At 28.8% G+C, this 22,161-nt stretch carries 21 protein-coding genes and 6 pseudogenes; 10 read left to right on the top strand and 17 right to left on the bottom strand.

The features are described from left to right. Positions 1 to 19 precede the first annotated feature (19 nt). Positions 20 to 930, bottom strand: a pseudogene (gene miaA, locus N5A56_RS16465) (tRNA (adenosine(37)-N6)-dimethylallyltransferase MiaA). Next, positions 930 to 1,759 (bottom strand): annotated as a pseudogene (locus tag N5A56_RS16460) (ion transporter). Before N5A56_RS16460 ends, miaA begins: the two co-directional pseudogenes overlap by 1 nt. 191 nt (positions 1,760 to 1,950) lie before the next feature. Between N5A56_RS16460 and N5A56_RS16455 the strand changes: the two are divergent. The 4 genes and pseudogenes from N5A56_RS16455 to N5A56_RS16440 all read left to right on the top strand — a co-directional run bounded on the left by N5A56_RS16455 (position 1,951) and on the right by N5A56_RS16440 (position 6,816). Beyond that, positions 1,951 to 2,602: pseudogene (locus tag N5A56_RS16455) on the top strand (DUF4331 family protein). A 28-nt stretch (positions 2,603 to 2,630) separates the two neighbouring features. Beyond that, positions 2,631 to 3,194, top strand: coding sequence for a DUF4331 family protein (locus N5A56_RS16450; RefSeq protein ID WP_265724435.1), 564 nt, complete (start codon positions 2,631 to 2,633; stop codon positions 3,192 to 3,194). Between the two features lie 77 nt (positions 3,195 to 3,271). Then, positions 3,272 to 4,567, top strand: a complete 1,296-nt coding sequence (locus tag N5A56_RS16445) for a tetratricopeptide repeat protein (RefSeq protein WP_265724436.1) — start codon at positions 3,272 to 3,274, stop codon at positions 4,565 to 4,567. A 20-nt stretch (positions 4,568 to 4,587) separates the two neighbouring features. Beyond that, positions 4,588 to 6,816: a TonB-dependent receptor gene (locus tag N5A56_RS16440; RefSeq protein ID WP_265724437.1), complete on the top strand. Its 2,229-nt coding sequence runs from the start codon at positions 4,588 to 4,590 to the stop codon at positions 6,814 to 6,816. A 341-nt stretch (positions 6,817 to 7,157) separates the two neighbouring features. Here the strand turns inward: N5A56_RS16440 and N5A56_RS16435 are convergent, their stop codons facing one another. Continuing rightward, positions 7,158 to 7,340, bottom strand: coding sequence for a hypothetical protein (locus tag N5A56_RS16435; protein WP_265724438.1), 183 nt, complete (start codon positions 7,338 to 7,340; stop codon positions 7,158 to 7,160). Between the two features lie 382 nt (positions 7,341 to 7,722). On the opposite strand from N5A56_RS16435, the pseudogene N5A56_RS16430 reads away from it, so the two are divergent. Continuing rightward, a pseudogene (locus N5A56_RS16430) lies at positions 7,723 to 8,695 on the top strand (IS110 family RNA-guided transposase). Between the two features lie 53 nt (positions 8,696 to 8,748). Here N5A56_RS16430 and N5A56_RS16425 read toward each other — a convergent pair. Both N5A56_RS16425 and N5A56_RS16420 read right to left on the bottom strand, forming a co-directional pair. Then, positions 8,749 to 9,033, bottom strand: a complete 285-nt coding sequence (locus N5A56_RS16425) for an addiction module antidote protein (RefSeq protein WP_265724439.1) — start codon at positions 9,031 to 9,033, stop codon at positions 8,749 to 8,751. Between the two features lie 3 nt (positions 9,034 to 9,036). Continuing rightward, complete coding sequence (locus N5A56_RS16420; RefSeq protein ID WP_265724440.1) at positions 9,037 to 9,336, bottom strand: type II toxin-antitoxin system RelE/ParE family toxin; 300 nt, start codon at positions 9,334 to 9,336, stop codon at positions 9,037 to 9,039. 425 nt (positions 9,337 to 9,761) lie between these two features. Here N5A56_RS16420 and N5A56_RS16415 point away from each other — a divergent pair, with 425 nt between their 5' ends. After that, positions 9,762 to 10,733 carry an IS110 family RNA-guided transposase gene (locus N5A56_RS16415; protein ID WP_265724441.1) on the top strand — a complete coding sequence of 324 codons (972 nt, stop codon included), beginning with the start codon at positions 9,762 to 9,764 and terminating at the stop codon, positions 10,731 to 10,733. Positions 10,734 to 10,777: 44 nt separating this feature from the next. Here N5A56_RS16415 and N5A56_RS16410 read toward each other — a convergent pair whose 3' ends face one another. The 4 genes and pseudogenes from N5A56_RS16410 to N5A56_RS16400 all read right to left on the bottom strand — a co-directional run bounded on the left by N5A56_RS16410 (position 10,778) and on the right by N5A56_RS16400 (position 13,062). Further along, positions 10,778 to 11,188, bottom strand: coding sequence for a hypothetical protein (locus tag N5A56_RS16410; RefSeq protein ID WP_274270604.1), 411 nt, complete (start codon positions 11,186 to 11,188; stop codon positions 10,778 to 10,780). An 81-nt stretch (positions 11,189 to 11,269) separates the two neighbouring features. Next, a pseudogene (locus N5A56_RS17785) lies at positions 11,270 to 11,326 on the bottom strand (hypothetical protein); the annotation flags it as partial. A gap of 53 nt (positions 11,327 to 11,379) precedes the next feature. Beyond that, complete coding sequence (locus tag N5A56_RS16405; RefSeq protein ID WP_274270603.1) at positions 11,380 to 11,997, bottom strand: BAR domain-containing protein; 618 nt, start codon at positions 11,995 to 11,997, stop codon at positions 11,380 to 11,382. A gap of 66 nt (positions 11,998 to 12,063) precedes the next feature. After that, a complete protein-coding gene (locus tag N5A56_RS16400) occupies positions 12,064 to 13,062 on the bottom strand; it encodes a hypothetical protein (RefSeq protein WP_274270602.1) in 999 nt (332 codons plus the stop codon). Between the two features lie 374 nt (positions 13,063 to 13,436). On the opposite strand from N5A56_RS16400, the pseudogene N5A56_RS16395 reads away from it, so the two are divergent. Then, positions 13,437 to 14,409: pseudogene (locus N5A56_RS16395) on the top strand (IS110 family transposase). Between the two features lie 157 nt (positions 14,410 to 14,566). On the opposite strand, the gene N5A56_RS16390 reads toward N5A56_RS16395, so the two are convergent. From N5A56_RS16390 to N5A56_RS16380, 3 genes are read right to left on the bottom strand one after another with little or no spacing between them, the layout of a single operon-like run. Then, complete coding sequence (locus tag N5A56_RS16390; protein WP_265724444.1) at positions 14,567 to 14,866, bottom strand: type II toxin-antitoxin system RelE/ParE family toxin; 300 nt, start codon at positions 14,864 to 14,866, stop codon at positions 14,567 to 14,569. A 45-nt stretch (positions 14,867 to 14,911) separates the two neighbouring features. Next, positions 14,912 to 15,211 carry a type II toxin-antitoxin system RelE/ParE family toxin gene (locus N5A56_RS16385; protein WP_265724444.1) on the bottom strand — a complete coding sequence of 100 codons (300 nt, stop codon included), beginning with the start codon at positions 15,209 to 15,211 and terminating at the stop codon, positions 14,912 to 14,914. Beyond that, the gene (locus N5A56_RS16380; protein ID WP_265724445.1) at positions 15,204 to 15,452 is read right to left on the bottom strand and encodes a type II toxin-antitoxin system ParD family antitoxin; all 249 of its coding nucleotides are present in this window, start codon (positions 15,450 to 15,452) and stop codon (positions 15,204 to 15,206) included. Before N5A56_RS16380 ends, N5A56_RS16385 begins: the two co-directional genes overlap by 8 nt. Before the next feature lie 407 nt (positions 15,453 to 15,859). Here N5A56_RS16380 and N5A56_RS16375 point away from each other — a divergent pair, with 407 nt between their 5' ends. Beyond that, entirely contained in the window at positions 15,860 to 16,831 is a 972-nt protein-coding gene (locus N5A56_RS16375) for an IS110 family RNA-guided transposase (RefSeq protein ID WP_265724446.1), read from the top strand. 75 nt (positions 16,832 to 16,906) lie between these two features. Here N5A56_RS16375 and N5A56_RS16370 read toward each other — a convergent pair whose 3' ends face one another. Together N5A56_RS16370 and N5A56_RS16365 are read right to left on the bottom strand one after the other, a co-directional pair. Then, positions 16,907 to 17,230: a type II toxin-antitoxin system PemK/MazF family toxin gene (locus N5A56_RS16370; protein ID WP_265724447.1), complete on the bottom strand. Its 324-nt coding sequence runs from the start codon at positions 17,228 to 17,230 to the stop codon at positions 16,907 to 16,909. Next, a complete protein-coding gene (locus N5A56_RS16365) occupies positions 17,221 to 17,466 on the bottom strand; it encodes an AbrB/MazE/SpoVT family DNA-binding domain-containing protein (RefSeq protein WP_013549080.1) in 246 nt (81 codons plus the stop codon). The genes N5A56_RS16370 and N5A56_RS16365 overlap by 10 nt, the downstream gene beginning before the upstream one ends. Before the next feature lie 271 nt (positions 17,467 to 17,737). Here N5A56_RS16365 and N5A56_RS16360 point away from each other — a divergent pair, with 271 nt between their 5' ends. Further along, positions 17,738 to 18,730, top strand: a complete 993-nt coding sequence (locus N5A56_RS16360) for an IS110 family RNA-guided transposase (RefSeq protein ID WP_265724292.1) — start codon at positions 17,738 to 17,740, stop codon at positions 18,728 to 18,730. 169 nt (positions 18,731 to 18,899) lie between these two features. Here N5A56_RS16360 and N5A56_RS16355 read toward each other — a convergent pair whose 3' ends face one another. The 3 genes from N5A56_RS16355 to N5A56_RS16350 are packed head-to-tail and all read right to left on the bottom strand — an operon-like array spanning position 18,900 to position 20,747. Beyond that, a complete protein-coding gene (locus N5A56_RS16355; protein ID WP_265724448.1) occupies positions 18,900 to 19,649 on the bottom strand; it encodes a hypothetical protein in 750 nt (249 codons plus the stop codon). Continuing rightward, a complete protein-coding gene (locus N5A56_RS17780; RefSeq protein WP_420793215.1) occupies positions 19,642 to 19,980 on the bottom strand; it encodes an AAA family ATPase in 339 nt (112 codons plus the stop codon). Before N5A56_RS17780 ends, N5A56_RS16355 begins: the two co-directional genes overlap by 8 nt. Beyond that, the gene (locus N5A56_RS16350) at positions 19,923 to 20,747 is read right to left on the bottom strand and encodes an ATP-binding protein (RefSeq protein ID WP_265724449.1); all 825 of its coding nucleotides are present in this window, start codon (positions 20,745 to 20,747) and stop codon (positions 19,923 to 19,925) included. The genes N5A56_RS17780 and N5A56_RS16350 overlap by 58 nt, the downstream gene beginning before the upstream one ends. A gap of 441 nt (positions 20,748 to 21,188) precedes the next feature. On the opposite strand from N5A56_RS16350, the gene N5A56_RS16345 reads away from it, so the two are divergent. Next, positions 21,189 to 22,160, top strand: a complete 972-nt coding sequence (locus N5A56_RS16345; RefSeq protein WP_265724304.1) for a transposase — start codon at positions 21,189 to 21,191, stop codon at positions 22,158 to 22,160. The last annotated feature ends 1 nt before the right edge of the window (position 22,161 follow it).

The following is a 22,161-nucleotide window of genomic DNA, read 5'->3' as shown; positions in this document are numbered from 1 at the left end:
TTACTTAAAATTTGAAAACCTAAAAAGTGTTAATTTTATTAGAAATTTCATTTGTAATTTGGTTTATATTTGTTTGATAATCAAACCATAATGTGTTTTCGTCTTTTTTAAACCAAGTTAATTGCCTTTTTGCAAATCGTCTCGTATTTTTTTAATTTCCGAAATAGCAAATTCTTTAGTAAAATTACCATCGAAAAAAGAGAATAACTCTCTATATCCAACAGTTTGTAAAGCGTTTAATTCTTTATTTAAGTATAGGTTTTTAGCTTCATCAATTAACCCATTTTCAATCATAATATCTACTCGTTGGTTAATTCTTTTATAAATAATGTCTCTATCGGCGTTTAAACCAACTTTAATTAAATTAAAGTTTCTTGGAGCTTTGGGTTTATTTTTAAAAGTAGAGTAGGGTGTGTTAGATCCAATACAAACCTCTAAAGCTCTCATAATTCTATGCGGATTGTCTATGGCAATTGTATTATAAGTATCAATATCTAATTCTTTTAATTTTTTTTGTAAAAACTCAATTCCTTTTTCTTGTAGTTGTTTAGAAAGGTTTTCTCTTATTTTAGGATCTACTTCTGGGAAATAATCCAATCCATTAAGTACAGCATCTACATATAAGCCACTTCCTCCTACCATAATTTGAATAGGATTTTTTTCAAATAAGTTTTCTATTTTTTTTAGAGCATCTCTTTCAAAATTTCCAACATTATAATCTTCAAAAATACTCCTATTTTGGATGAAATGGTGTTTTGCAGCAGCAAGTTCTTCTGGTTCAGGAACAGCAGTTCCAATTCTCATTTCTTTATAAAATTGTCTAGAATCGCAAGAAATAATTTCGCTGTTAAAATAATTTGCAAGCTTTATGCTTAATGCAGTTTTACCAATAGCAGTAGGTCCAACAATTGTAATTAATGTATTTTTCATCATGGATTTAATTGACTTCCGCAATTATAGCAAAAAACAGCTTTTTCTTTATGATTATTTTTTAAACAACTAGGACAAGATTGTGTATTTGTTTCTATTTTGTTTTGCTCAGATTTTGTCATTTCTGTAGTTACAATTCCTGTTGGTATTGCAATAATACCGTAACCTAAAACCATAATTATACTTGCAATAAATTGACCTAATGGAGTATGAGGAGCAATGTCTCCGTAACCAACAGTGGTTAAGGTAACTATAGCCCAATAAACACTTCTAGGAATACTAGTAAATCCATTTTCTTCTCCTTCTACCATATACATAACAGTACCAAGAATTACACATAGAATAATTACAAAAAAAGAAATACTAAAATTTTGGCCCTACTTGCTTTTAAGGCAATTAATAACCGATTAGAAGCTCCTATATATCTAGCTAATTTTAATATTCTAAAAATTCTAAGTAAACGTAAAGCTCTTAAAGCAGCCAAATTGTGTGAACCTACAAGTATAAAAGATAAATATTTAGGTATAGTTGATAACAAATCTATAATACCAAAAAAACTAAATATATATTTAAAAGGTTTTTTAATTGTAATAATTCTAATAATGTATTCAATAGAAAAAAGAATTGTAATAATCCATTCAGAAATATTTAAGAAATTGTGATATTCAGCATCAAAGCTTTCAACACTTTCTAACATTACTAAAATAATACTAGCAATTATAGCTACTAATAATATAACATCAAATAGTTTTCCTTCACCAGTATCTGCTTCATAAATAATTTCATGAAGTCGATGTTTCCATCCTATTTTTTTATTATTATTTTCCAAATTTCATTAAAATTTCTTTTACAATACTACAAATATTTACTGGAATTATAATTTTTTTTATTTCATTTTTCTCTTTGTTTATAAGGATTTATAAAATAAATCAAAAAAAATAAACTTTTTAAAACCGTACTTCAATTCTTCTCGTAAGTATTAGTGAGATTCAATTAATTATTAACTTAAAAACTCACACAATGAAAAAAAGTAAAATTTTAGTAGTAACCATTTTCTCAGCGATAATTGGTTTAATTACAATTGCAGCAGATCATATAGATGCACCTGCAATAAGTGGAACAAGTGCAGATATTACAGATTTCTATGCATTTCAAGGAGAAGATACAAATAATTTAGTTTTTGTAGCAAATGTACAAGGCTTGTTAAGTCCTTCTTCAACAGCAGATGCAACTTTTGATGAAAACGTAATGATTCAGTTTAATATTGATACAAATGATGATAAAGTAGAAGATTACGTGATACAAGCTATTCCTAAAAATGGAAAAAATGTATTTCTTTGGGCCTTATGTGCCAAGCATTACAGGTATCGATAGTAAAATTGATGATATGGCAACAAAATCTGAAGTATTAATTTCTTCTTATGGATCTTCTGCTGTTATTGAGAATAGTAATAATATGAATTTTTTTGCAGGACCAAGAGATGATCCTTTTTTTATGGATTTTGCTAGATACGGAGAAATTTTAGCAGGTAATGCACCAGGTTTTAGTAATCCAGGTTCAGATACTTTTGCAGGGTCTAATGTATTATCGATAGTAGTTGAAGTACCTAAAAGTGCAATTGGAGGCTCTGGGGCAATTAATACTTGGGTACAAGCAAAAGTGAAACAATAATAAATTTAACAACTTAAAACACAATATTATGAATTTAAAAAATATAAAATACCTTTCAATTTTTATGCTATCTATTTTTTTAGCAAGCTGTTCTGATAATGAGAATGAAGTAATGGTTAACACTGTTATAGAATCTGAATTTGCAGGAACTTATAGAGTAAAAGATCAAATGGGTAGACCTGCTGTAAATACAGTTTTCGTTTCCTCATCTAGTAAAGATAGATTTAATACTACGATACCTTCTAAACAAGGAGCAGCGTTTCAATCTATGTTCGAAGCTAATTTAACCAGTTTAAGTCCTGCTTATGCAAATTCTGGAGATAAAAATGCATTAGGTTTAGATGCTGCTACATTTACAGGTTTGTTAGCAACAGACGTTTTAAATGTTTCTTTAGATGGCACTACAACTTTCTATGATGGTACAAATGTTTTAACAGGTAGAGCTTTAGCAGACGATGTAATTACTGTAGAATTATTATTGATTTTTGGTGGTGAAGATTTTACAGAAAATCCAAACTTATCAAATGATAATGTAGATGCAAACGACAAAGAGTTTTTAACCTCTTTTCCTTATTTAGCTTCACCTTGGTAAAATAAATAAAATATACTTACTCATAAACTGGTGTATTACAATTTACGCCAGTTTATTAAAACCTAAAACTACAAATTATGAAAAATATCCAACTAATTTTATTGTTTGTAACTTTTTCTATCGCAATAAGTTGCAATAAAAATAAAACTAAACAAATAACAAATCCAAGAGATTACCAAACTTATTTAAATATTGATGAAAATGCATCTTTAAAAAAGGCAAACAAGGAGTTGAATTTCTGGAAAAATAAATTAGACAAAACACCAAGTCAATATCCTTACAACTCAAAATTAGCAAGTGCAAATTCTCAAATTTTTCAATTAACAGGAGATATCAATCAACTAAAAAATGCTGAAGAGAATTTACTTTTAGCAAATAAAAAAACAAATTTTAATAATGTAGGTTATTTAAGAAGTTTATCTAAAAATTATATATCTCAACATCGTTTTAAGGAAGCTTTAGAGCTACTAACAAAAGCGGAGTATAATGGAGAAAGTTTATTACAAACTCATTATATGTTAATTGATGTGTATTTAGAAATTGGAAACCTAAAAAAAGTAGAAAGTTATTTATCAAAAGTAAAAAACTTTAAAGATTTTGATTATTTAATTAGAGTTTCTAAATACAACGATCATATAGGTAATTTAGACAATGCTATTAAATATTTAGAGAAAGCTTTAAAAATTGCAAAATCTTCTAAAAATCAAAATTTAATCCAATGGAATTATACAAATTTAGCAGATTATTATGGTCATGCAGGCAGAATTAAAGATTCTTACAATGCTTATTTAAATGCTTTAAAAATAAATCCGAATAATAGTTATGCAAAAAAAGGAATTGCTTGGATCGTTTATTCTTATGAACGTAATCCTAATGAAGCTTTAAGAATTTTAGAAACGGTAGTTTCTGAAAACTCAGCTCCAGATTATCATTTATTGAGAGCAGAAATAGCAGATTATGTGGGAAATATTGCAGAAAAAGAAAAAGAAATTAAAAAGTATTTAACTAAAGTTGCAAACCAAAAATATGGAGCAATGTATGCAAAATCCAATGTTTTATTGTTTGCGGATAATAACTTACAAAAACAAAAAGCATTAGAAATTGCTAAAGAAGAAGTAAAAGCAAGACCAACAGCACAATCTTATGATTTATTAGCATGGGCTTATTATAAAAACGGTAAAACAATAAAAGCTCTTGAAATTTCTAAAAACCATGTAATTGGTAAAACTTTTGAACCAGAAGCTTTATTGCATACTGTAAATATTTTAAAAGCGAACGGAAATAATCTTAAAGCACAAGAATTAAAGAAAGAATTGTTAGGAGCAATATATGAATTAGGTCCTTTAACAGAAAATGAAATCAAGAATATATAAATTTGCAAAAAAATAATAAAATGACTCATAAAATCATATTTTTTCTTCTTTTTGCTTTTTGTATCAAAGGATTTTCTCAAGACTTAAAAGGTAGAATAACAGACCAGTTTAATGACCCTTTAGAAAACGTGTATGTTGTAAATAAATCATCAAATACACATACGCATACCAATGAAAACGGTGGGTTTATAATAGAAAAAACAGCAGTAAATAATACAATACAAATAAGTGTTTTAGGTTTTGAAAAGAAAATTATAAATGTTACAAAACAACATTTACAAAACGGAATAACCATCATTTTAACAACAAAAATTTTTCAATTAGAAGAGTTGGTTTTGCGAAAAGAAATTAATGCTTTACAAACGATTGCTAGAGTAGATTTAGACTTAAACCCTGTTAACAATTCTCAAGAAATTTTAAGAAAAGTATCAGGTTTATTTATTGGGCAACATGCAGGAGGAGGTAAGGCAGAACAAATTTTTTTAAGAGGTTTTGATATAGATCATGGAACAGATATTACGCTTTCTGTAGATGGTATGCCAATTAATATGGTTTCTCATGCACATGGTCAAGGTTATTCAGATTTGCATTTCGTAATTCCGGAAACCATTAAAAATATCGATTTTGGTAAAGGCCCTTATTATGCTAATCAAGGTGATTTTAACACAGCTGGTTATGTTAATTTTTCTACGAAAACAGCTATTAATAAGAATCTTGTTTCTATTGGTTATGGAGATTTTAACTCACTAAGAACAGTTGGTATGTTTAATTTATTAGAAAATTCTAAAAAAGACGATGCCTATGTTGCTGTAGAATATATAGAAACAGATGGTCCTTTTGAGTCGCCACAGAATTTTAATAGATTCAATTTATTTGCAAAATACAATACCTTTTTAAACGGAAAAGATAAGTTAACTATTTCTGCATCTCATTTTACAAGTAGTTGGGATGCTTCTGGCCAAATTCCGGAAAGGGAAGTTGCTAATGGAAATTTAACACGATTTGGAGCAATAGATGATACAGAAGGAGGATTTACTTCTAGATCTAATATTAATATTCAATTACAAAAAACACTTGAAAATGATGCTGTTTTTATTGCAAACACTTTTTATTCTAAATATGATTTTGAGTTGTATTCTAATTTTACCTTTTTCTTGGATGATGCAATAAACGGAGATCAAATTAAGCAATTTGAAGATAGAAATATTTTTGGAATGAATGCAAAAATTATTACAGAAAAAAAGTATGGTAATGTGGAAGCTAAGTTTACAAAAGGTGTAGGATTACGTTTTGACAATATAAAGGATAACGAATTATCTCATACAAAAAATAGGAGTCAGTTGTTAAATAGAATTCAATTTGGAGATGTACAACAAACAAATATGTATGCTTTTTTTAATTCTGAATTTGAGATTGGTAAATTTAAAATTTCACCAGCAATTCGTTTAGATTATTTTAAGTTTTTATATAATGATAACGTAAGTACAGCATACGAAACATTGAGTAAAACAAAAGTAATTGTAAATCCGAAGTTGAATTTTTTATATTCTCTAAATGATAATTTACAATGGTTTTTAAAATCTGGAATTGGATTTCATTCTAATGATGCAAGAGTTGTTTTACAACAAAATGCTGATAAAGTTTTACCAAGAGCTTATGGTTTAGATTTAGGAAATATCTGGAAACCAGCAAAAAAATTAGTGTTAAATACTGCTGTTTGGTATTTGTTTTCTGAAGAAGAATTTGTGTATGTTGGTGATGCAGGTATTGTAGAACCATCAGGAAAATCTGAGCGTTTTGGAATCGATTTTGGTGCTCGTTATCAAATTACAGATCAGATCTATTTTGATACAGATGCAACAATTACAAAAGCAAGAAGTTTAGAAGCAGTTTCTGGTGAAGATTATATTCCATTAGCGCCAAATTTTACAATGTCTGGTGGTTTAACTTTTACTGATTTAGGAAATTTTTCTGGCGGATTTAGATACAGGTATTTAGCTGATAGAGCTGCAAATGAAGATAATTCGATAACTGCAAAAGGGTATTTTATAAGCGATTTAAACATCAATTATAAAATGGAAGACATTACTTTTGGAGTTTCTGTAGAAAACTTGTTTGATGTTGCGTGGAACGAAACTCAATTTGCAACGGAAAGTAGATTACAAAATGAAGCAAATTCAGTTGAAGAAATTCATTTTACACCTGGAGCACCATTTTTTGCGAAAGCAACAATAACTTATAATTTCTAAAATATTATGAAAAAGAAATTGGAAAAATAGTTTAGTTAGTTTTAGTTGGATGAAATGCCTGTTACTTTTTGGTAACAGGCATTTTTATTTTTTTAAAATATTTTACTAAATTGTATTTTACTGATATAGGTTGACCTTTTTTCAGGTTAATTTATACCGTTCAAAAGATTTTTTTAGCCGTTAAGAAGACAAAAAAAGATTTTGAACTAGGTCAGTTTTTAAATCGTAAGTTCAGGTAAATTTAGTTTATTTTTTCAATATGATTTGTATTTGTAATACGCATCACGTTTAAGTCCAAAACAATGGGTTATAGTAGTTAAAGAAGCAAATCCCTTAGATTTTTAATCAGCTTTAATTAAGTCTTTACGATTATACTTTTTAATACACTCATTAACTGTTGTTGGCGCAATAGAGTAGAGTTTACATAGTTCGCTCATTGTGTGTTTTCCGGTTGTGAGTTCAACTAAAATTTTTAGTTTAAAAGGTTCTGAATACCGTCTAATTACTTTGTCATTTCTATACATAATGTTTAAAATTATGTAGCCTTATTTCAGGACGGGTCAGCATTAAAGCTAACGTTTTTGTGTATGATTAGTGGCGTGTTTTAAGCACCTAATTTAGCAAATAAAAACTGAATAGAAAATCCGCGAGGATTTTCGTAAGTAGGTTAGAACTAGCAATAAATTATATACGTCTTAAGTTTGTAAAACATTAAATTAGATTTATAAACAGAAAGCACAAAAGAGAGGAATAAGGTTATTATACACTCAGAAGCCAAGACTTCGTCAACATTGAAAATCCCCTCTCTTTTCTACACAGATTTCGTACAGTTCTATGAGGCTATTTAGACCTCGATTTTAAGTCGTTGAAACTCGCGTAGATTGTCCTTTCACAAAACACTCTCTTATGATTAAAGATACAAAATATTTTGGGATTGACGTCAGTCATTTAGTTTTTGATGTTACAGATTCAGGGGGTAATTATTACCAATTTAAAAACAGTATTACAGGTTTTAAAAAGCTTGTAAAACTCTTAGGTTCTGATAGTCATTGTGTAATGGAAGCCACGGGTTATTATCATTATCAATTGGCTTATTATTTACAAGAATCTGGTTTTCAATTATCAGTAGAAAATCCATTATCTGTAAAAAGATTTATTCAGATGAAATTGTCAAAGATTAAGACAGATAAGAGTGATTCGAGATTAATTTGTGAGTATGCAAAACAAGTAGAATTAAAATTATGGAAAGGTAATTCAAAGCATCAATTAGAATGTTTACAAATGACTGAGACTCCTTTCTACCTATACAAAACAGAGCACAATGCTAAAAAACAAGATTCATGGCGAATTGGTTTTAGGTACACCAAGTAAAGCAGTTGTAAGTTCTTTAAAACAAAGTTTAAAATATCTTGAAAAACAGATGAAAAGTTTAGAGGATAAATTATTAATTTTAGTAAAACAAGAGCATCAAGAAGTTTTAACAAGCTTAAAAAGTATACCAGGAATAGGAGATAAGACAGCACTAATGTTAGTTGTTTTAACAGATGGATTTGATCGTTTTACAAGTGCAAAAGAGTTGTGTAGTTATGCAGGCTTAACGCCCATTATTAGGCAAAGTGGAAGTAGCGTAAAAGGACGTCCGAGAATTAGTAAAATAGGCAACCAAAAGCTGCGAAATTTATTATTTATGTGCAGTTTTAATGCTTGTAAATATAACAAAGCTTGTAAGGCACTTTATGATCGAATTGTTGCCAAAGGAAAGAGTAAAAAACTAGCATTAATAGCAGTATGTAATAAGTTACTAAAACAGGCTTTTGCAATTGCAAAATCAGGATTAATATATGATAACAACTATAAAAGTACTTTAGTGCAAAATTAATGAGTTTTTACTTGTTTTTTACCACAGTACTTTGTTGTGGTGTCGTAATTTTTTTAAGCAGACATTGGATTCACTTGTATTTGTCCTCCGATTGCTTTTAATACTTTCATAATTGTCGCAAATTGAGGTTTCGCTCCATCAGATAATGCTTTGTACAAACTTGGTCTGCTCAAACCAGTTTCCTCCGCAATTTTTGTCATTCCGATTGCTTTTGCGATATGTCCAATTGCATTAATCACATCCGTATTGTTACCTTCTTCTAAAACAGTATTGAGATATTCTGCAATCATTTCTTTACTGTCTAAATAATCAGCTATTTCAAATTTTGAAGTTCCCATTTTCTATTTATTTAATTTTTTCCAAATTTCTTTTGCTTTCGTAATGTCTTTTTGTTGAGTTGATTTGTCTCCACCAACTAGCAGAACGATTACTTTTCCGTCTTTTTCTTTAAAGTAAACACGATAACCTTTCGCAAAATTTATTCGCATTTCCCGAATTCCATCTCCAACTGTTTTACAGTCGCCAAAATGTTCGTCAGTTTCCAATTTTTGAATTCTGAATATGATTTTTGCTTTTGCCTTAAAATCTTTTAGCTTTCTTAACCACTTATCAAATTCAGATGTTTTCTCAATAAAGAACATAAATATTGTATCTACTTGGATACAAAGTTAAGGAAAATATTTGAATAAATTCAGTTCAGATTGATTTTTCAGCAGAGTGAGTTTTATGTACCACAACGGTTTTGTGTATGATTAGTGGCGTGTTTAAACACCTAATTTAGCAAATAAAAACCGAATAGAAAATCCGCGAGGATTTTCGTAAGTAGGCGATAACCAGCCATTAATTATACACGTCTTAAGTTTGTAAAACATTAAATTAGATTTATAAACAGAAAGCACAAAAGAGAGGAATAAGGTTATTATACACTCAGAAGCCAAGACTTCGTCAACATTGAAAATCCCCTCTCTTTTCTACACAGATTTCGTACAGTTCTATGAGGCTATTTAGACCTCGATTTTAAGTCGTTGAAACTCGCGTAGATTGTCCTTTCACAAAACACTTTCTTATGATTAAAGACACAAAATATTTTGGGATTGACGTCAGTCATTTAGTTTTTGATGTTACAGATTCAGGAGGTAATTATTACCAATTTAAAAACAGTATTACAGGTTTTAAAAAGCTTGTAAAACTCTTAGGTTCTGATAGTCATTGTGTAATGGAAGCCACGGGTTATTATCATTATCAATTGGCTTATTATTTACAAGAATCTGGTTTTCAATTATCAGTAGAAAATCCATTATCTGTAAAAAGATTTATTCAGATGAAATTGTCAAAGATTAAGACAGATAAGAGTGATTCGAGATTAATTTGTGAGTATGCAAAACAAGTAGAATTAAAATTATGGAAAGGTAATTCAAAGCATCAATTAGAATGTTTACAAATGACTAGACTCCTTTCTACCTATACAAAACAGAGCACAATGCTAAAAAACAAGATTCATGGCGAATTGGTTTTAGGTACACCAAGTAAAGCAGTTGTAAGTTCTTTAAAACAAAGTTTAAAATATCTTGAAAAACAGATGAAAAGTTTAGAGGATAAATTATTAATTTTAGTAAAACAAGAGCATCAAGAAGTTTTAATTAGCTTAAAAAGTATACCAGGAATAGGAGATAAGACAGCTCTAATGTTAGTTGTTTTAACAGATGGATTTGATCGTTTTACAAGTGCAAAAGAGTTGTGTAGTTATGCAGGCTTAACTCCCATTATTAGGCAAAGTGGAAGTAGCGTAAAAGGACGTCCGAGAATTAGTAAAATAGGCAACCAAAAGCTGCGAAATTTATTATTTATGTGCAGTTTTAATGCTTGTAAATATAACAAAGCTTGTAAGGCACTTTATGATCGAATTGTTGCCAAAGGAAAGAGTAAAAAACTAGCATTAATAGCAGTATGTAATAAGTTACTAAAACAGGCTTTTGCAATTGCAAAATCAGGATTAATATATGATAACAACTATAAAGGTACTTTAGTGCAAAATTAATGAGTTTTTACTTGTTTTTTACCACAGTACTTTGTTAGCAAATGTTAATTTTTTGTAAGATTCCGATACAACCTATTTCTTTTTTTATAGTTGGATGTTGGTTGAATAACTACTTGACCTCTGTCGTTAATATACCCAAGTGTCCTAAAACCATGACCGATTCTACGAACTTCAGCATATCCACTTATTCTGAAATCTATTTTAGAATAAATACCAAACGGCACAATTATTCTATCTAAATTTTTAGAATACATAGCTGCATTATTTTTTTTGTTAAAAACCCATTTCTCAACATCTTCGTCATAATCAATACTATTAAAACTAGCTCCGTTTTTAAACAAATTTTTACCATTTTCATCAATTAAAAACTCCTCTCGATGAGCTTTTTCAATTCTAAAAACATTAGGTAAAATAGTTTTGGATGGAGTATCTCTATAAGTTGTTTTAATAAGCATAGAAGTTACTAGGTTAATTAATTTAACTTTGTCATCATTACCGCTTATACTTTGCTTAACTAGGGGTAATAAATTGCCACTTGTATAATGTAAAAATTTGTATTTAAAATTTAGAATAACTTGATTTTTGCTATTAATAACTCCCCATGAGTTATACTCACTTTTGCCTGCAGATATTTTTTTTGCTAAAATTATTTTTTTGGATCTAACTTTTTCCCATCAACCTCAAAAACTAATTTATCGTATTCAAAAGGAATTATTTCATCACCAAACTCGTTAATAACGCCATATTTATTATTATGATATACTACTTTTCCTAAACCGTCTATATATTTTCCTTTAGCTTTTAATCTTTCTTTTTTAAAAATTTCCTTTTGTTTTTTTAGCCTGTTTTCTTCTTTTTCTTTTGCTTTTTGTTTTGTAATAGCACGTTGTTTTTCTTTATAAACCTCTTTGATTTTAGAGCTTATTATTTCTTCGTAGACAGCCATATCATTTATGATAGCTTCGTCTAATTCTTTATTTTGTAAAATATTTAATTCTTTTTCTGCATCTACATATTTTTCTAAGCCAACAAGTACTTTAATTTTTAAATTTAAAGCAGTGGGTAAAATAATTGAACCTAGTAAGCCTTCTATTTCATTTATTTTACTTAAGGCATCATCATAGCTTTTTTCTGAATACAGTTTCTCTGCGGCAATAAATTTTACACGAACTTTATTTTTAGTTGCAGTGCTAATATTTTGACTCATTACTGTAGTAACAGTAAAAAGTATAAGTATAAAAGTTAGAATTAAATTTTTCATCATTTTAATCGTATTTTTTTATTATTTCAGTTTTCCAGTTAATATACAAAGCTCTACACTTTTCATAAGCTAACTCTTCTTTTCTTTTACGTCTATTTTCAGCAGCTTTTTTTCAGCATTGCTTCTATTATCTTCACCTTTTTGAAGTATTACTACTGCTCTTTCGAACCACCCTCCACCAAAAGTAATTTTATAACCATCAATAAATTTTCCGTTTTTATCTACGTAACCTGTTTTGCCAGCATTTGCAGAATATTCACCTCCTCGAGTACCGTAGCATTTTTCATAATAACTTTCCAGGCTAATACTTACTAATGCTATACCTGATTTATATTCTATAATTTTCCAATTTTTAAATGGAATAAGAATTTCTCCTTTATCATTTATAACACCTTGCGTATTTTCTCTATATTCTATTTTTCCTTTTAAGTTGCCAGAAGATGATAAAAAATCACTTGTTCTTTTACTTGATTTTGATTTAGAAATAAAATCATCTATAGATTTTAATTTAGCTTTTTTATTATAGTTACTTAAAAAGTCAAGTTTTTTATCATTTTTTTCTTCTAATATTTTTGATTTATTTTCAATAACTTTTGAATCTTTAGCTAAAAAATCAATTTTACTTTTGGTAACTTTTTGTTTTTGTTTCTTCTTGGATATATTATTTCTTTGATAATTTAAATCTTTAATTATTTTATCTATTTCTTTCTTCCTTTTGTGATGAGAAGAAACGTTGGAGTTAGAGTTAGTTAATTGGTCTAACCTTTTTGTAGCAGCATAAATAGTATTTTCGGTACTTTTAGCGTCAAAATAGAGGTGAAGTAAATTATCTATTTCAGATTCGGTTTTAATAGAATTAATAAACAAAGGAGTGTTAAGTTTTGCTTTTTCGTATGATTTTAGAGCTGTATTAATTTTATTAACTAATTTTTTCTTTTCTTTTAAAAGATTAATTTCTTTTTCTGTTAGCACTTTTTCTCCTTGTACTATAGCTGTAGTTCTTTGTTGAGCAAAAGAAAAACCAGATATTAGCACTAGAACAAAAAATAATAAAGTAGTTTTTTTCATGAAAGTAAGTTTGTTATCTAATTTCTGTATTTAATGTTTGCTAACGTTGTTGTATAAGGAAAGTTGCGGTTTTGTCAGCGAGGAATTTCCGAAGGAAATTCAGAAGTTGATAAAAATGCAACTGCCTTTATTTTAGTACTAATCTAGCAATTTTTTTTATACGTCTTAAGTTTGTCTTTTAATAAATTTGATACTTAATCAGAAAGAATAAAAGAGAGAATTAAGGTTACTATATACGGTTGAGTTTAGACTCAGACAACACTGATAATCCTCTCTCTTTTCTACTAAAATTACGTTCAGTTCTGTGAGACTTTAGATCTCGATTTTAAGTTGTTGTGATTCCAGTAGGTTATTCTTTCATAAAACATTTTCTTATGAATAAATATAGTGAAATTTTTGGAATTGACATTAGTAAAAATGTCTTCGATTGTTATGGTAGTATACAAGGTCATTTACAATTCAAGAATGATGAATTAGGCTTTAAAAAGTTTCGCAAATTACTACCCAAAAATAGTTTAGTAGTTATGGAGGCTACAGGTTATTATCATTACAGGTTTGCTCAGTTTTTGTACAAGCAAGGTATTTGTGTTTCAGTTGTAAATCCTTTGTCTATCAAGCGATTTGTACAGATGAAATTAGCAAAGATAAAAACGGATAAGGCTGATGCAAAAGCGATTTGTAATTATGGATTAACCCAAGAAGTACCTTTTTATACTGCACTTACAGATGTTCAAAGTGAATGTTTGCAGTTGTTTCGCTTGATGGATAATCAATTAAAAATAAGAACGGCTACAAAAAACAAAATTCACGGCGAAAAAGTTTTAGGAATCCCATCACCTTATGTGTATCGTTCACTAAAACGAACGCTTAAATATTTAGATAAAGAGTTAAAAGGAATAGAGCATAAATTGTTGTCTTTAGTAAAGAAAGAACATCAAAAACAGTTGACGCTATTGCAAAGTATTCCTGGTATTGGTTTGAAAGACAGCGTTGTTTTTAATAGTAGTTACAGATGGTTTTAAGAAGTTTGAGACGTCATCACAATTGTGTAGTTATGCAGGAATAACACCCACAATTAGAGAAAGTGGAAGCAGTGTAAGAGGTAGAGCCAGAATAAGCAAAGTTGGTAATAGAAAATTACGGAATTTACTTTTCTTATGTTCTTTTAGCGCCTATAAACATAATAAGGGTTGTGCAGCAATATTTGAACGAATAACCAACAAAGGAAAGAGTAAAAAACTAGCATTAATCGCAGTTTCCAATAAACTATTAAAACAATGTTTTTCGATAGTTAAATCAGGAATTCCTTATGATGAAGCTCACGTTTCAGTCTTAAAAGTGAAATAAAAAAATAAAAGTTATAATGATAATTTTAGCTTGTTGAATTGGAAATAAATCGACCAAAGGAGATTTATTCTACTTCAACAATGCTAGAAGACTATTGCCTAAATTTAATGAAGAATTTGTTTGGTTTTTAACTCAGTTCTTTGTTGGGTGTAGTTTTTTATTCCGTCAATTTATTTTTCAAATCCATTCTTTCGTGTAATATTCTAACAACTTCAATTTCATTTACAGAAATTGAGTAATAAAATATTATGTGTTTTCCCGATTTAAGCCCGAGTAAATTTTTACTTATTCCGTTATATACTTTCCCAATTTCTGGATTTTCTCCGATATTTTCACAAGATAGTTTGAGCATCATATAATATTTGTCAGCTTGATTTTCAGACCAATTTTCAAAAGTATAACTCCAAATGTCATTTAAGTCATCATTGGCTTTTTGTCTTATATTAACTTTAGCCATTCTTTCTTTTTTCGGCTTTTAATTTTCTTTGTTGGGTGTAGTTTTTTATTCCGTCAATTTATTTTTCAAATCCATTCTTTCGTGTAATATTCTAACAACTTCAATTTCATTTACAGAAATTGAGTAATAAAATATTATGTGTTTTCCCGATTTAAGCCCGAGTAAATTTTTACTTATTCCGTTATATACTTTCCCAATTTCTGGATTTTCTCCGATATTTTCACAAGATAGTTTGAGCATCATATAATATTTGTCAGCTTGATTTTCAGACCAATTTTCAAAAGTATAACTCCAAATGTCATTTAAGTCATCATTGGCTTTTTGTCTTATATTAACTTTAGCCATTCTTTCTTTTTTCGGCTTTTAATTTTCTTAGATTTTCTTCGAAGTCAAAGTTTTCAACTATTGGACTGTTTAAACCTTCTTGTATTGCATTTCTTAAAGCAATTACTTTACTTTCTTCATTTTCTAAAAGTCGAAGTCCTGCACGAATTACCTCACTTACATTTTTATATCTTCCAACAGTAACTTGTGAACTCACAAATTGGTCAAAATAATTCCCGAGTGATATTGATGTATTTTTCATTTTATATAAATTTACTCAAAGTTACCAATTTTTGGTAAAAACACCAAGTTTATCTCGATTTTTTAATTACACCCAACGGTTTTGTGTATGATTTCGTTGCGTGGTTTAAGCACTAAAGTTAGCAAATAAATCACAGATAGAAAGTCCGCGAGGACTTTCGTAAGTAGGCTATAACTAGCAATGAATTATACACGTCTTAAGTTTGTAAAACATTAAATTAGATTTATAAACAGAAAGCACAAAAGAGAGGAATAAGGTTATTATACACGCAGAAGCCAAGACTTCGTCAACATTGAAAATCCCCTCTCTTTTCTACACAGATTTCGTACAGTTCTATGAGGCTATTTAGACCTCGATTTTAAGTCGTTGAAACTCGCGTAGATTGTCCTTTCACAAAACACTTTCTTATGATTAAAGACACAAAATATTTTGGGATTGACGTCAGTCATTTAGTTTTTGATGTTACAGATTCAGGAGGTAATTATTACCAATTTAAAAACAGTATTACAGGTTTTAAAAAGCTTGTAAAACTCTTAGGTTCTGATAGTCATTGTGTAATGGAAGCCACGGGCTATTATCATTATCAATTGGCTTATTATTTACAAGAATCTGGTTTTCAATTATCAGTAGAAAATCCATTATCTGTAAAAAGATTTATTCAGATGAAATTGTCAAAGATTAAGACAGATAAGAGTGATTCGAGATTAATTTGTGAGTATGCAAAACAAGTAGAATTAAAATTATGGAAAGGTAATTCAAAGCATCAATTAGAATGTTTACAAATGACTAGACTCCTTTCTACCTATACAAAACAGAGCACAATGCTAAAAAACAAGATTCATGGCGAATTGGTTTTAGGTACACCAAGTAAAGCAGTTGTAAGTTCTTTAAAACAAAGTTTAAAATATCTTGAAAAACAGATGAAAAGTTTAGAGGATAAATTATTAATTTTAGTAAAACAAGAGCATCAAGAAGTTTTAATTAGCTTAAAAAGTATACCAGGAATAGGAGATAAGACAGCTCTAATGTTAGTTGTTTTAACAGATGGATTTGAGAGATTTACAAGTGCAAAAGAGTTGTGTAGTTATGCAGGCTTAACTCCCATTATTAGGCAAAGTGGAAGTAGCGTAAAAGGACGTCCGAGAATTAGTAAAATAGGCAACCAAAAGCTGCGAAATTTATTATTTATGTGCAGTTTTAATGCTTGTAAATATAACAAAGCTTGTAAGGCACTTTATGATCGAATTGTTGCCAAAGGGAAGAGTAAAAAACTAGCATTAATAGCAGTATGTAATAAGTTACTAAAACAGGCTTTTGCAATTGCAAAATCAGGATTAATATATGATAACAACTATAAAAGTACTTTAGTGCAAAATTAATGAGTTTTTACTTGTTTTTTACCACAGTACTTTGTTGCCATTAGTACTTTTCATTTTTTTGTTCAAAATTCAGTTTTAATCGACAAAAGTTTCTCTGATAACATCTTTACATTTCTGTATTTCAGATTTCGATAATTGGTCAAACGTTTTTAATATTCGAGATTTGTCAATTGTCCGGATTTGGTCAATTGCAATCATTCCTTTCTTTCCGTTATGTTTTACTTTAATTCTGGTCGGATAATTTTTTAAGTTAGTCGTCATTGGCGCAACTACGATTGTTCTTAAAAACTTATTTATCTCGTTAGGTGAAACAATCACACAAGGTCTTGTTTTTTTAATTTCACTACCAATTGTTGGGTCAAGATTTACGAGTACGATTGAATATTGCTCTAATTCCATTCCTCAAAATTTTCGTCCTCAAAAACATCATTGAATAATAATCGGTCGTCATTATTTTCACGCATCTCTTCAAATGCTTTTCCCCAGTTTTTTCTCGGACTACTAATTGGTTTTAGGATTATTTGTCCTTTTTCCAAAATCATTTCGACTTTGTCTTTAATATTATACTTTTCCAAAACAGTCTTGCTTAAACGTAGACCTTTAGAATTTCCGATTTTTATAATTGCTGTTTCCATAATTTACATTTGTAATTACAAAGTTAGTACAAATTATTCAATCCACAAAGTTTTTTCGTATTAATGGCAACGTGTTTCTTTAGTTTGTAATAAATATCTTTATGTAATAACAGAGGAGAACTATAACGTGTTTTAGAATTGTAGTTCCCTTACACGTACGAGTCCTCTGTTGTTATAAAGTTGCAAAGAACCATTTGGAATACCAGGTTTAAAAAATCCCGATAAAGGAAGTAGTTTTTGCAACATATTTATTCACTCTAATTGTAAAAATATGAAAAATTACAGAGAAGTAGTAGGAATTGATGTATCAAAAAAGACGATTGATGCTTATTGTTATCATGCCCAAGTTCATAAAGAGTTTAAGAACGATTTAGTTGGTTACAAAAGCCTCTTAAAATGGGTTTTACAAGCAACAAAAGAAAGTGCTGTTTTTTATTGTTTTGAGAATACAGGTTATTATTCCTTAAAACTTGCGCTTTATTTGCATAGTAAGAAAGTAGTTTATGTTGAGGAAAGTCCGTTAAAAATTAAGCGTTCTTCAGGGATTGTAAAAGAGAAAACAGATAAACTAGATGCTCAAGTAATAGCAAGATATGGTTGGCTTTACAGAGAAGAGTTAACTCCAAGTACTGTTAAAAGTAGCTCTCATTTAGAGTTAGGTAGATTGTTAGCTTTAAGAGATCAGTTAGTTAGAAATAACGCGGGTTTAAAAGGTACTTTAAAAGAGATGAAAGAGCTTTTAACAAGCTCTACAACAGATTTAGGTTGTATCAGTTTAAAGCGAAGTATTGACTATTTATCTAAGCAAGTAAAGGCAATAGAAATTAGAATTGAAGAAATAATTTTTGATGATATTTCTATGAGTAAAAACTACGAATTATTAAAAAGTATGAAAGGGATTGGTCTTGTGGTTGCTTGTCAATTAATTTATCATACAGGTAACTTTACACGTTTTAAAAGTTGGCGTGCTTTCTCCAGTTATTGTGGAACTGCACCTTTTGAGCATCGCTCTGGTACAAGTATTCATAGACGAAAACAATGTCATTATTTAGGAGATAGAAAGATGAAAAGTTTACTAAGTATGGCAAGTGTTTCTGCAATACAACATGATAGCGAACTAAAATTGTATTATCAAAAAAAGTTAGCAGAAGGAAAAGATAAAATGTTAGCAATAAATAATGTTAGAAACAAACTAATAGCGAGAGCTTTTGCAGTAGTTAAAAGAGGAACACCGTATGTTGTTCTTCAAAATTATGCTGCTTAAAATAAAAACTAAATTTTATTAGGATTTGATCTTGGAATACGTATATGGTTTGTTGCGTGGTTTAAAAACTAAAGTTAGCAAATAAAAACCGAATAGAAAATTCGAGGGGATTTTCGTAAGTAGGCTAGAACCAAGCAATAAATTATATACGGTGTTGCCAACAGTACTTTCAAAAGTCTCTAGATTCAATTAAGTCTTTAATAGTTTGAAGTCCATAGTAATCAAATAAAAATAGAGGAAAAGCACTTAAAACAGCAATTGATGAATCAATATTGATATGTTTTTCTAATTGTTTAAGAAAAATATCTTTTTGGGAAACATTGTTCTTTGGTATAGAAAAATCATTATTCATTATGAAATTCAATTTTTTCAAATGTACTTCTATAAGTTCTAACCAAATAGTTTTATTATATTGGTTAAAATCTCGATATTTATTATCACAATTTAGATTTGTAATTTTTTTGTAATTAATGTTTTCTTTAGCCTTAACTTTGAGATTTTTAAAATCAATTGTACTTGAAAAATGTTTTAAAGCCTCAACCATTGGATAACTAATGAATATTTTTCCATGTTCTGTTTCTTCATTAAATAATCCTAAAACTTCTAATAGTTTATTATCATTAGCAATTGGAGCATGTCCATCATAGTCAAAAAACAAATATATTTCAGAAAAATCTGAACTATTATAATCTTTAAGTGTTTCTTTGTTGAATTCTTTTTCTTTTAAAAGCATGAATATGTCTAAATATTCATCTTCAGAAATTTTTTTATATAAATCATAAATTGTAGTGCAATAAGCACACTTAACATCATTACTTGTGAAAATATCAGTAAATGATTCAGAGAATTTATCTGAAAGATTCTTTGTTATATTAATTTCGGTATTTTGACCCTCAAAAATAAATAATTTTTTAGACATTGAATAAACCTGCTTTATACATTTTTTCAATATTATGAGCTTCTCTTAGCTCCTTTTTATTTGATTTTGAAAAAGATTTTATGTGTTTGTTATCCATTATAAAATAACAATCAGGTCTTAATAAATCATTTGTCATAATTGAAGTGTTATGAGTGGTTAAAATAAATTGGACACCAGTTTCTTTTAATTTTTCAACAATTAGACCTGAAAGTTCATGATGATAAAAAGCATCAAATTCATCAATGAATAAAAAAGAAACTTTTGAATTTTCCTTTATTCTTTGAAGCCAGTAATAAAAAAGAACAAGTGCCCTAGTACCTTGTGAAGCGATTCTAAATAATTCAATTTTTTTATTTCCAAAATCAAAGGCAAGAACTTTTTTTCAGATTCTTTTATTACTGATAGTTTACATTCTATACCAGCAGTATTTAAAAACTCTTCTAAGTCAGAAACATTATCTCTATCAATTATATCTTGAGATATTGATTTTGTTCCTACTTGTAATCCTAGGTATATACGGTCTTCTAAAGACCTGAAAAACAACATCTTTTCAACAAAATTGAAAAACTCATGAAAAGCATCATTGTCTGGATTATTATCTAAAATAGTATTGTTTTTTATATATTTTAAAAGAGATAATTTTTCTGGAATATTTGTTTTAAGATTTTCGGCTCCTTTAAAATTAATTACTAGTTCGTTGTTGCTTTTATCAATGCATACGAAAGTTTTTTCATCAATTAATAATTTCTCTGATTTAATTGATTGAAAATCAGTTTTGACATATTCGTAAACAACTTTTTTAGAGTTAAATAAAAATTCATAATGAAATTTTACCTCTTCCGATTTATTATTAGCGTTTACATAATTTTCATATAAAGATTCATTTGTCTCTTTATCTGTTAAATGACTTATTATATCAAAAATAGCTAAACCTAAATTTGATTTACCAACACCATTTTTACCATAAACAATAGCGTTATTAACTACGCCATTTTTTACACTATCAACATTAAAGTTATAACCGTTTGTGTCATTTAAATTTAAGACGAATTCTTCGTTAAAACCTTTGAAATTTGTTACTGAAAATTTTGTTATCACAATTACTTATTTTTTGCCAAATATAATATAATATATTACATAGCCGTAATTTTTTTACAGTTAAATTTAAAATCCTAAAAACAGTTTCGCGGGTTTTTCGTATTGTTGGCAACGTTGTTGTATAAGATTAGTTGCGTGTTTTAAGTAACTAATTTACTAGATTAATCACGAACGGCGAAATTCCGAAGGAATTTCCCAAGTGAGCTTTTACTAGCAATTAATTTTATACGGCTTAAGTTTGTCTTTTAATAAATTTGATACTTAATCAGAAAGAATAAAAGAGAGAATTAAGGTTACTATATACGGTTGAGTTTAGACTCAGACAACACTGATAATCCTCTCTCTTTTCTACTAAAATTACGTTCAGTTCTGTGAGACTTTAGATCTCGATTTTAAGTTGTTGTGATTCCAGTAGGTTATTCTTTCATAAAACATTTTCTTATGAATAAATATAGTGAAATTTTTGGAATTGACATTAGTAAAAATGTCTTCGATTGTTATGGTAGTATACAAGGTCATTTACAATTCAAGAATGATGAATTAGGCTTTAAAAAGTTTCGCAAATTACTACCCAAAAATAGTTTAGTAGTTATGGAGGCTACAGGTTATTATCATTACAGGTTTGCTCAGTTTTTGTACAAGCAAGGTATTTGTGTTTCAGTTGTAAATCCTTTGTCTATCAAGCGATTTGTACAGATGAAATTAGCAAAGATAAAAACGGATAAGGCTGATGCAAAAGCGATTTGTAATTATGGATTAACCCAAGAAGTACCTTTTTATACTGCACTTACAGATGTTCAAAGTGAATGTTTGCAGTTGTTTCGCTTGATGGATAATCAATTAAAAATAAGAACGGCTACAAAAAACAAAATTCACGGCGAAAAAGTTTTAGGAATCCCATCACCTTATGTGTATCGTTCACTAAAACGAACGCTTAAATATTTAGATAAAGAGTTAAAAGGAATAGAGCATAAATTGTTGTCTTTAGTAAAGAAAGAACATCAAAAACAGTTGACGCTATTGCAAAGTATTCCTGGTATTGGTTTGAAGACAGCGTTGTTTTTAATAGTAGTTACAGATGGTTTTAAGAAGTTTGAGACGTCATCACAATTGTGTAGTTATGCAGGAATAACACCCACAATTAGAGAAAGTGGAAGCAGTGTAAGAGGTAGAGCCAGAATAAGCAAAGTTGGTAATAGAAAATTACGGAATTTACTTTTCTTATGTTCTTTTAGCGCCTATAAACATAATAAGGGTTGTGCAGCAATATTTGAACGAATAACCAACAAAGGAAAGAGTAAAAAACTAGCATTAATCGCAGTTTCCAATAAACTATTAAAACAATGTTTTTCGATAGTTAAATCAGGAATTCCTTATGATGAAGCTCACGTTTCAGTCTTAAAAGTGAAATAAA

The sequence above is a fragment of the Polaribacter ponticola genome, from assembly GCF_026191475.2.
Lineage (GTDB): Bacteria > Bacteroidota > Bacteroidia > Flavobacteriales > Flavobacteriaceae > Polaribacter > Polaribacter ponticola.
The sequence above is the reverse complement of the archived record's forward strand: the minus strand, read 5'-3'. Positions and strand labels throughout refer to the sequence as shown.

Bases quoted from the DNA above. Each gene is read 5' to 3' on its own strand.
- N5A56_RS16400 (WP_274270602.1), bottom strand. From the start codon at position 13,062: ATGAAAAAAACTACTTTATTATTTTTTGTTCTAGTGCTAATATCTGGT.
- N5A56_RS16445 (WP_265724436.1), top strand. From the start codon at position 3,272: ATGAAAAATATCCAACTAATTTTATTGTTTGTAACTTTTTCTATCGCA.
- N5A56_RS16405 (WP_274270603.1), bottom strand. From the start codon at position 11,997: ATGATGAAAAATTTAATTCTAACTTTTATACTTATACTTTTTACTGTT.
- N5A56_RS16410 (WP_274270604.1), bottom strand. From the start codon at position 11,188: ATGCTTATTAAAACAACTTATAGAGATACTCCATCCAAAACTATTTTA.
- N5A56_RS16415 (WP_265724441.1), top strand. From the start codon at position 9,762: ATGATTAAAGACACAAAATATTTTGGGATTGACGTCAGTCATTTAGTT.
- N5A56_RS16375 (WP_265724446.1), top strand. From the start codon at position 15,860: ATGATTAAAGACACAAAATATTTTGGGATTGACGTCAGTCATTTAGTT.
- N5A56_RS16355 (WP_265724448.1), bottom strand. From the start codon at position 19,649: ATGTCTAAAAAATTATTTATTTTTGAGGGTCAAAATACCGAAATTAAT.
- N5A56_RS16440 (WP_265724437.1), top strand. From the start codon at position 4,588: ATGACTCATAAAATCATATTTTTTCTTCTTTTTGCTTTTTGTATCAAA.
- N5A56_RS16380 (WP_265724445.1), bottom strand. From the start codon at position 15,452: ATGAAAAATACATCAATATCACTCGGGAATTATTTTGACCAATTTGTG.
- N5A56_RS16425 (WP_265724439.1), bottom strand. From the start codon at position 9,033: ATGGGAACTTCAAAATTTGAAATAGCTGATTATTTAGACAGTAAAGAA.
- N5A56_RS16385 (WP_265724444.1), bottom strand. From the start codon at position 15,211: ATGGCTAAAGTTAATATAAGACAAAAAGCCAATGATGACTTAAATGAC.
- N5A56_RS16420 (WP_265724440.1), bottom strand. From the start codon at position 9,336: ATGTTCTTTATTGAGAAAACATCTGAATTTGATAAGTGGTTAAGAAAG.
- N5A56_RS16365 (WP_013549080.1), bottom strand. From the start codon at position 17,466: ATGGAAACAGCAATTATAAAAATCGGAAATTCTAAAGGTCTACGTTTA.
- N5A56_RS16390 (WP_265724444.1), bottom strand. From the start codon at position 14,866: ATGGCTAAAGTTAATATAAGACAAAAAGCCAATGATGACTTAAATGAC.
- N5A56_RS16450 (WP_265724435.1), top strand. From the start codon at position 2,631: ATGAATTTAAAAAATATAAAATACCTTTCAATTTTTATGCTATCTATT.
- N5A56_RS16360 (WP_265724292.1), top strand. From the start codon at position 17,738: ATGAAAAATTACAGAGAAGTAGTAGGAATTGATGTATCAAAAAAGACG.
- N5A56_RS16370 (WP_265724447.1), bottom strand. From the start codon at position 17,230: ATGGAATTAGAGCAATATTCAATCGTACTCGTAAATCTTGACCCAACA.
- N5A56_RS16345 (WP_265724304.1), top strand. From the start codon at position 21,189: ATGAATAAATATAGTGAAATTTTTGGAATTGACATTAGTAAAAATGTC.
- N5A56_RS16435 (WP_265724438.1), bottom strand. From the start codon at position 7,340: ATGTATAGAAATGACAAAGTAATTAGACGGTATTCAGAACCTTTTAAA.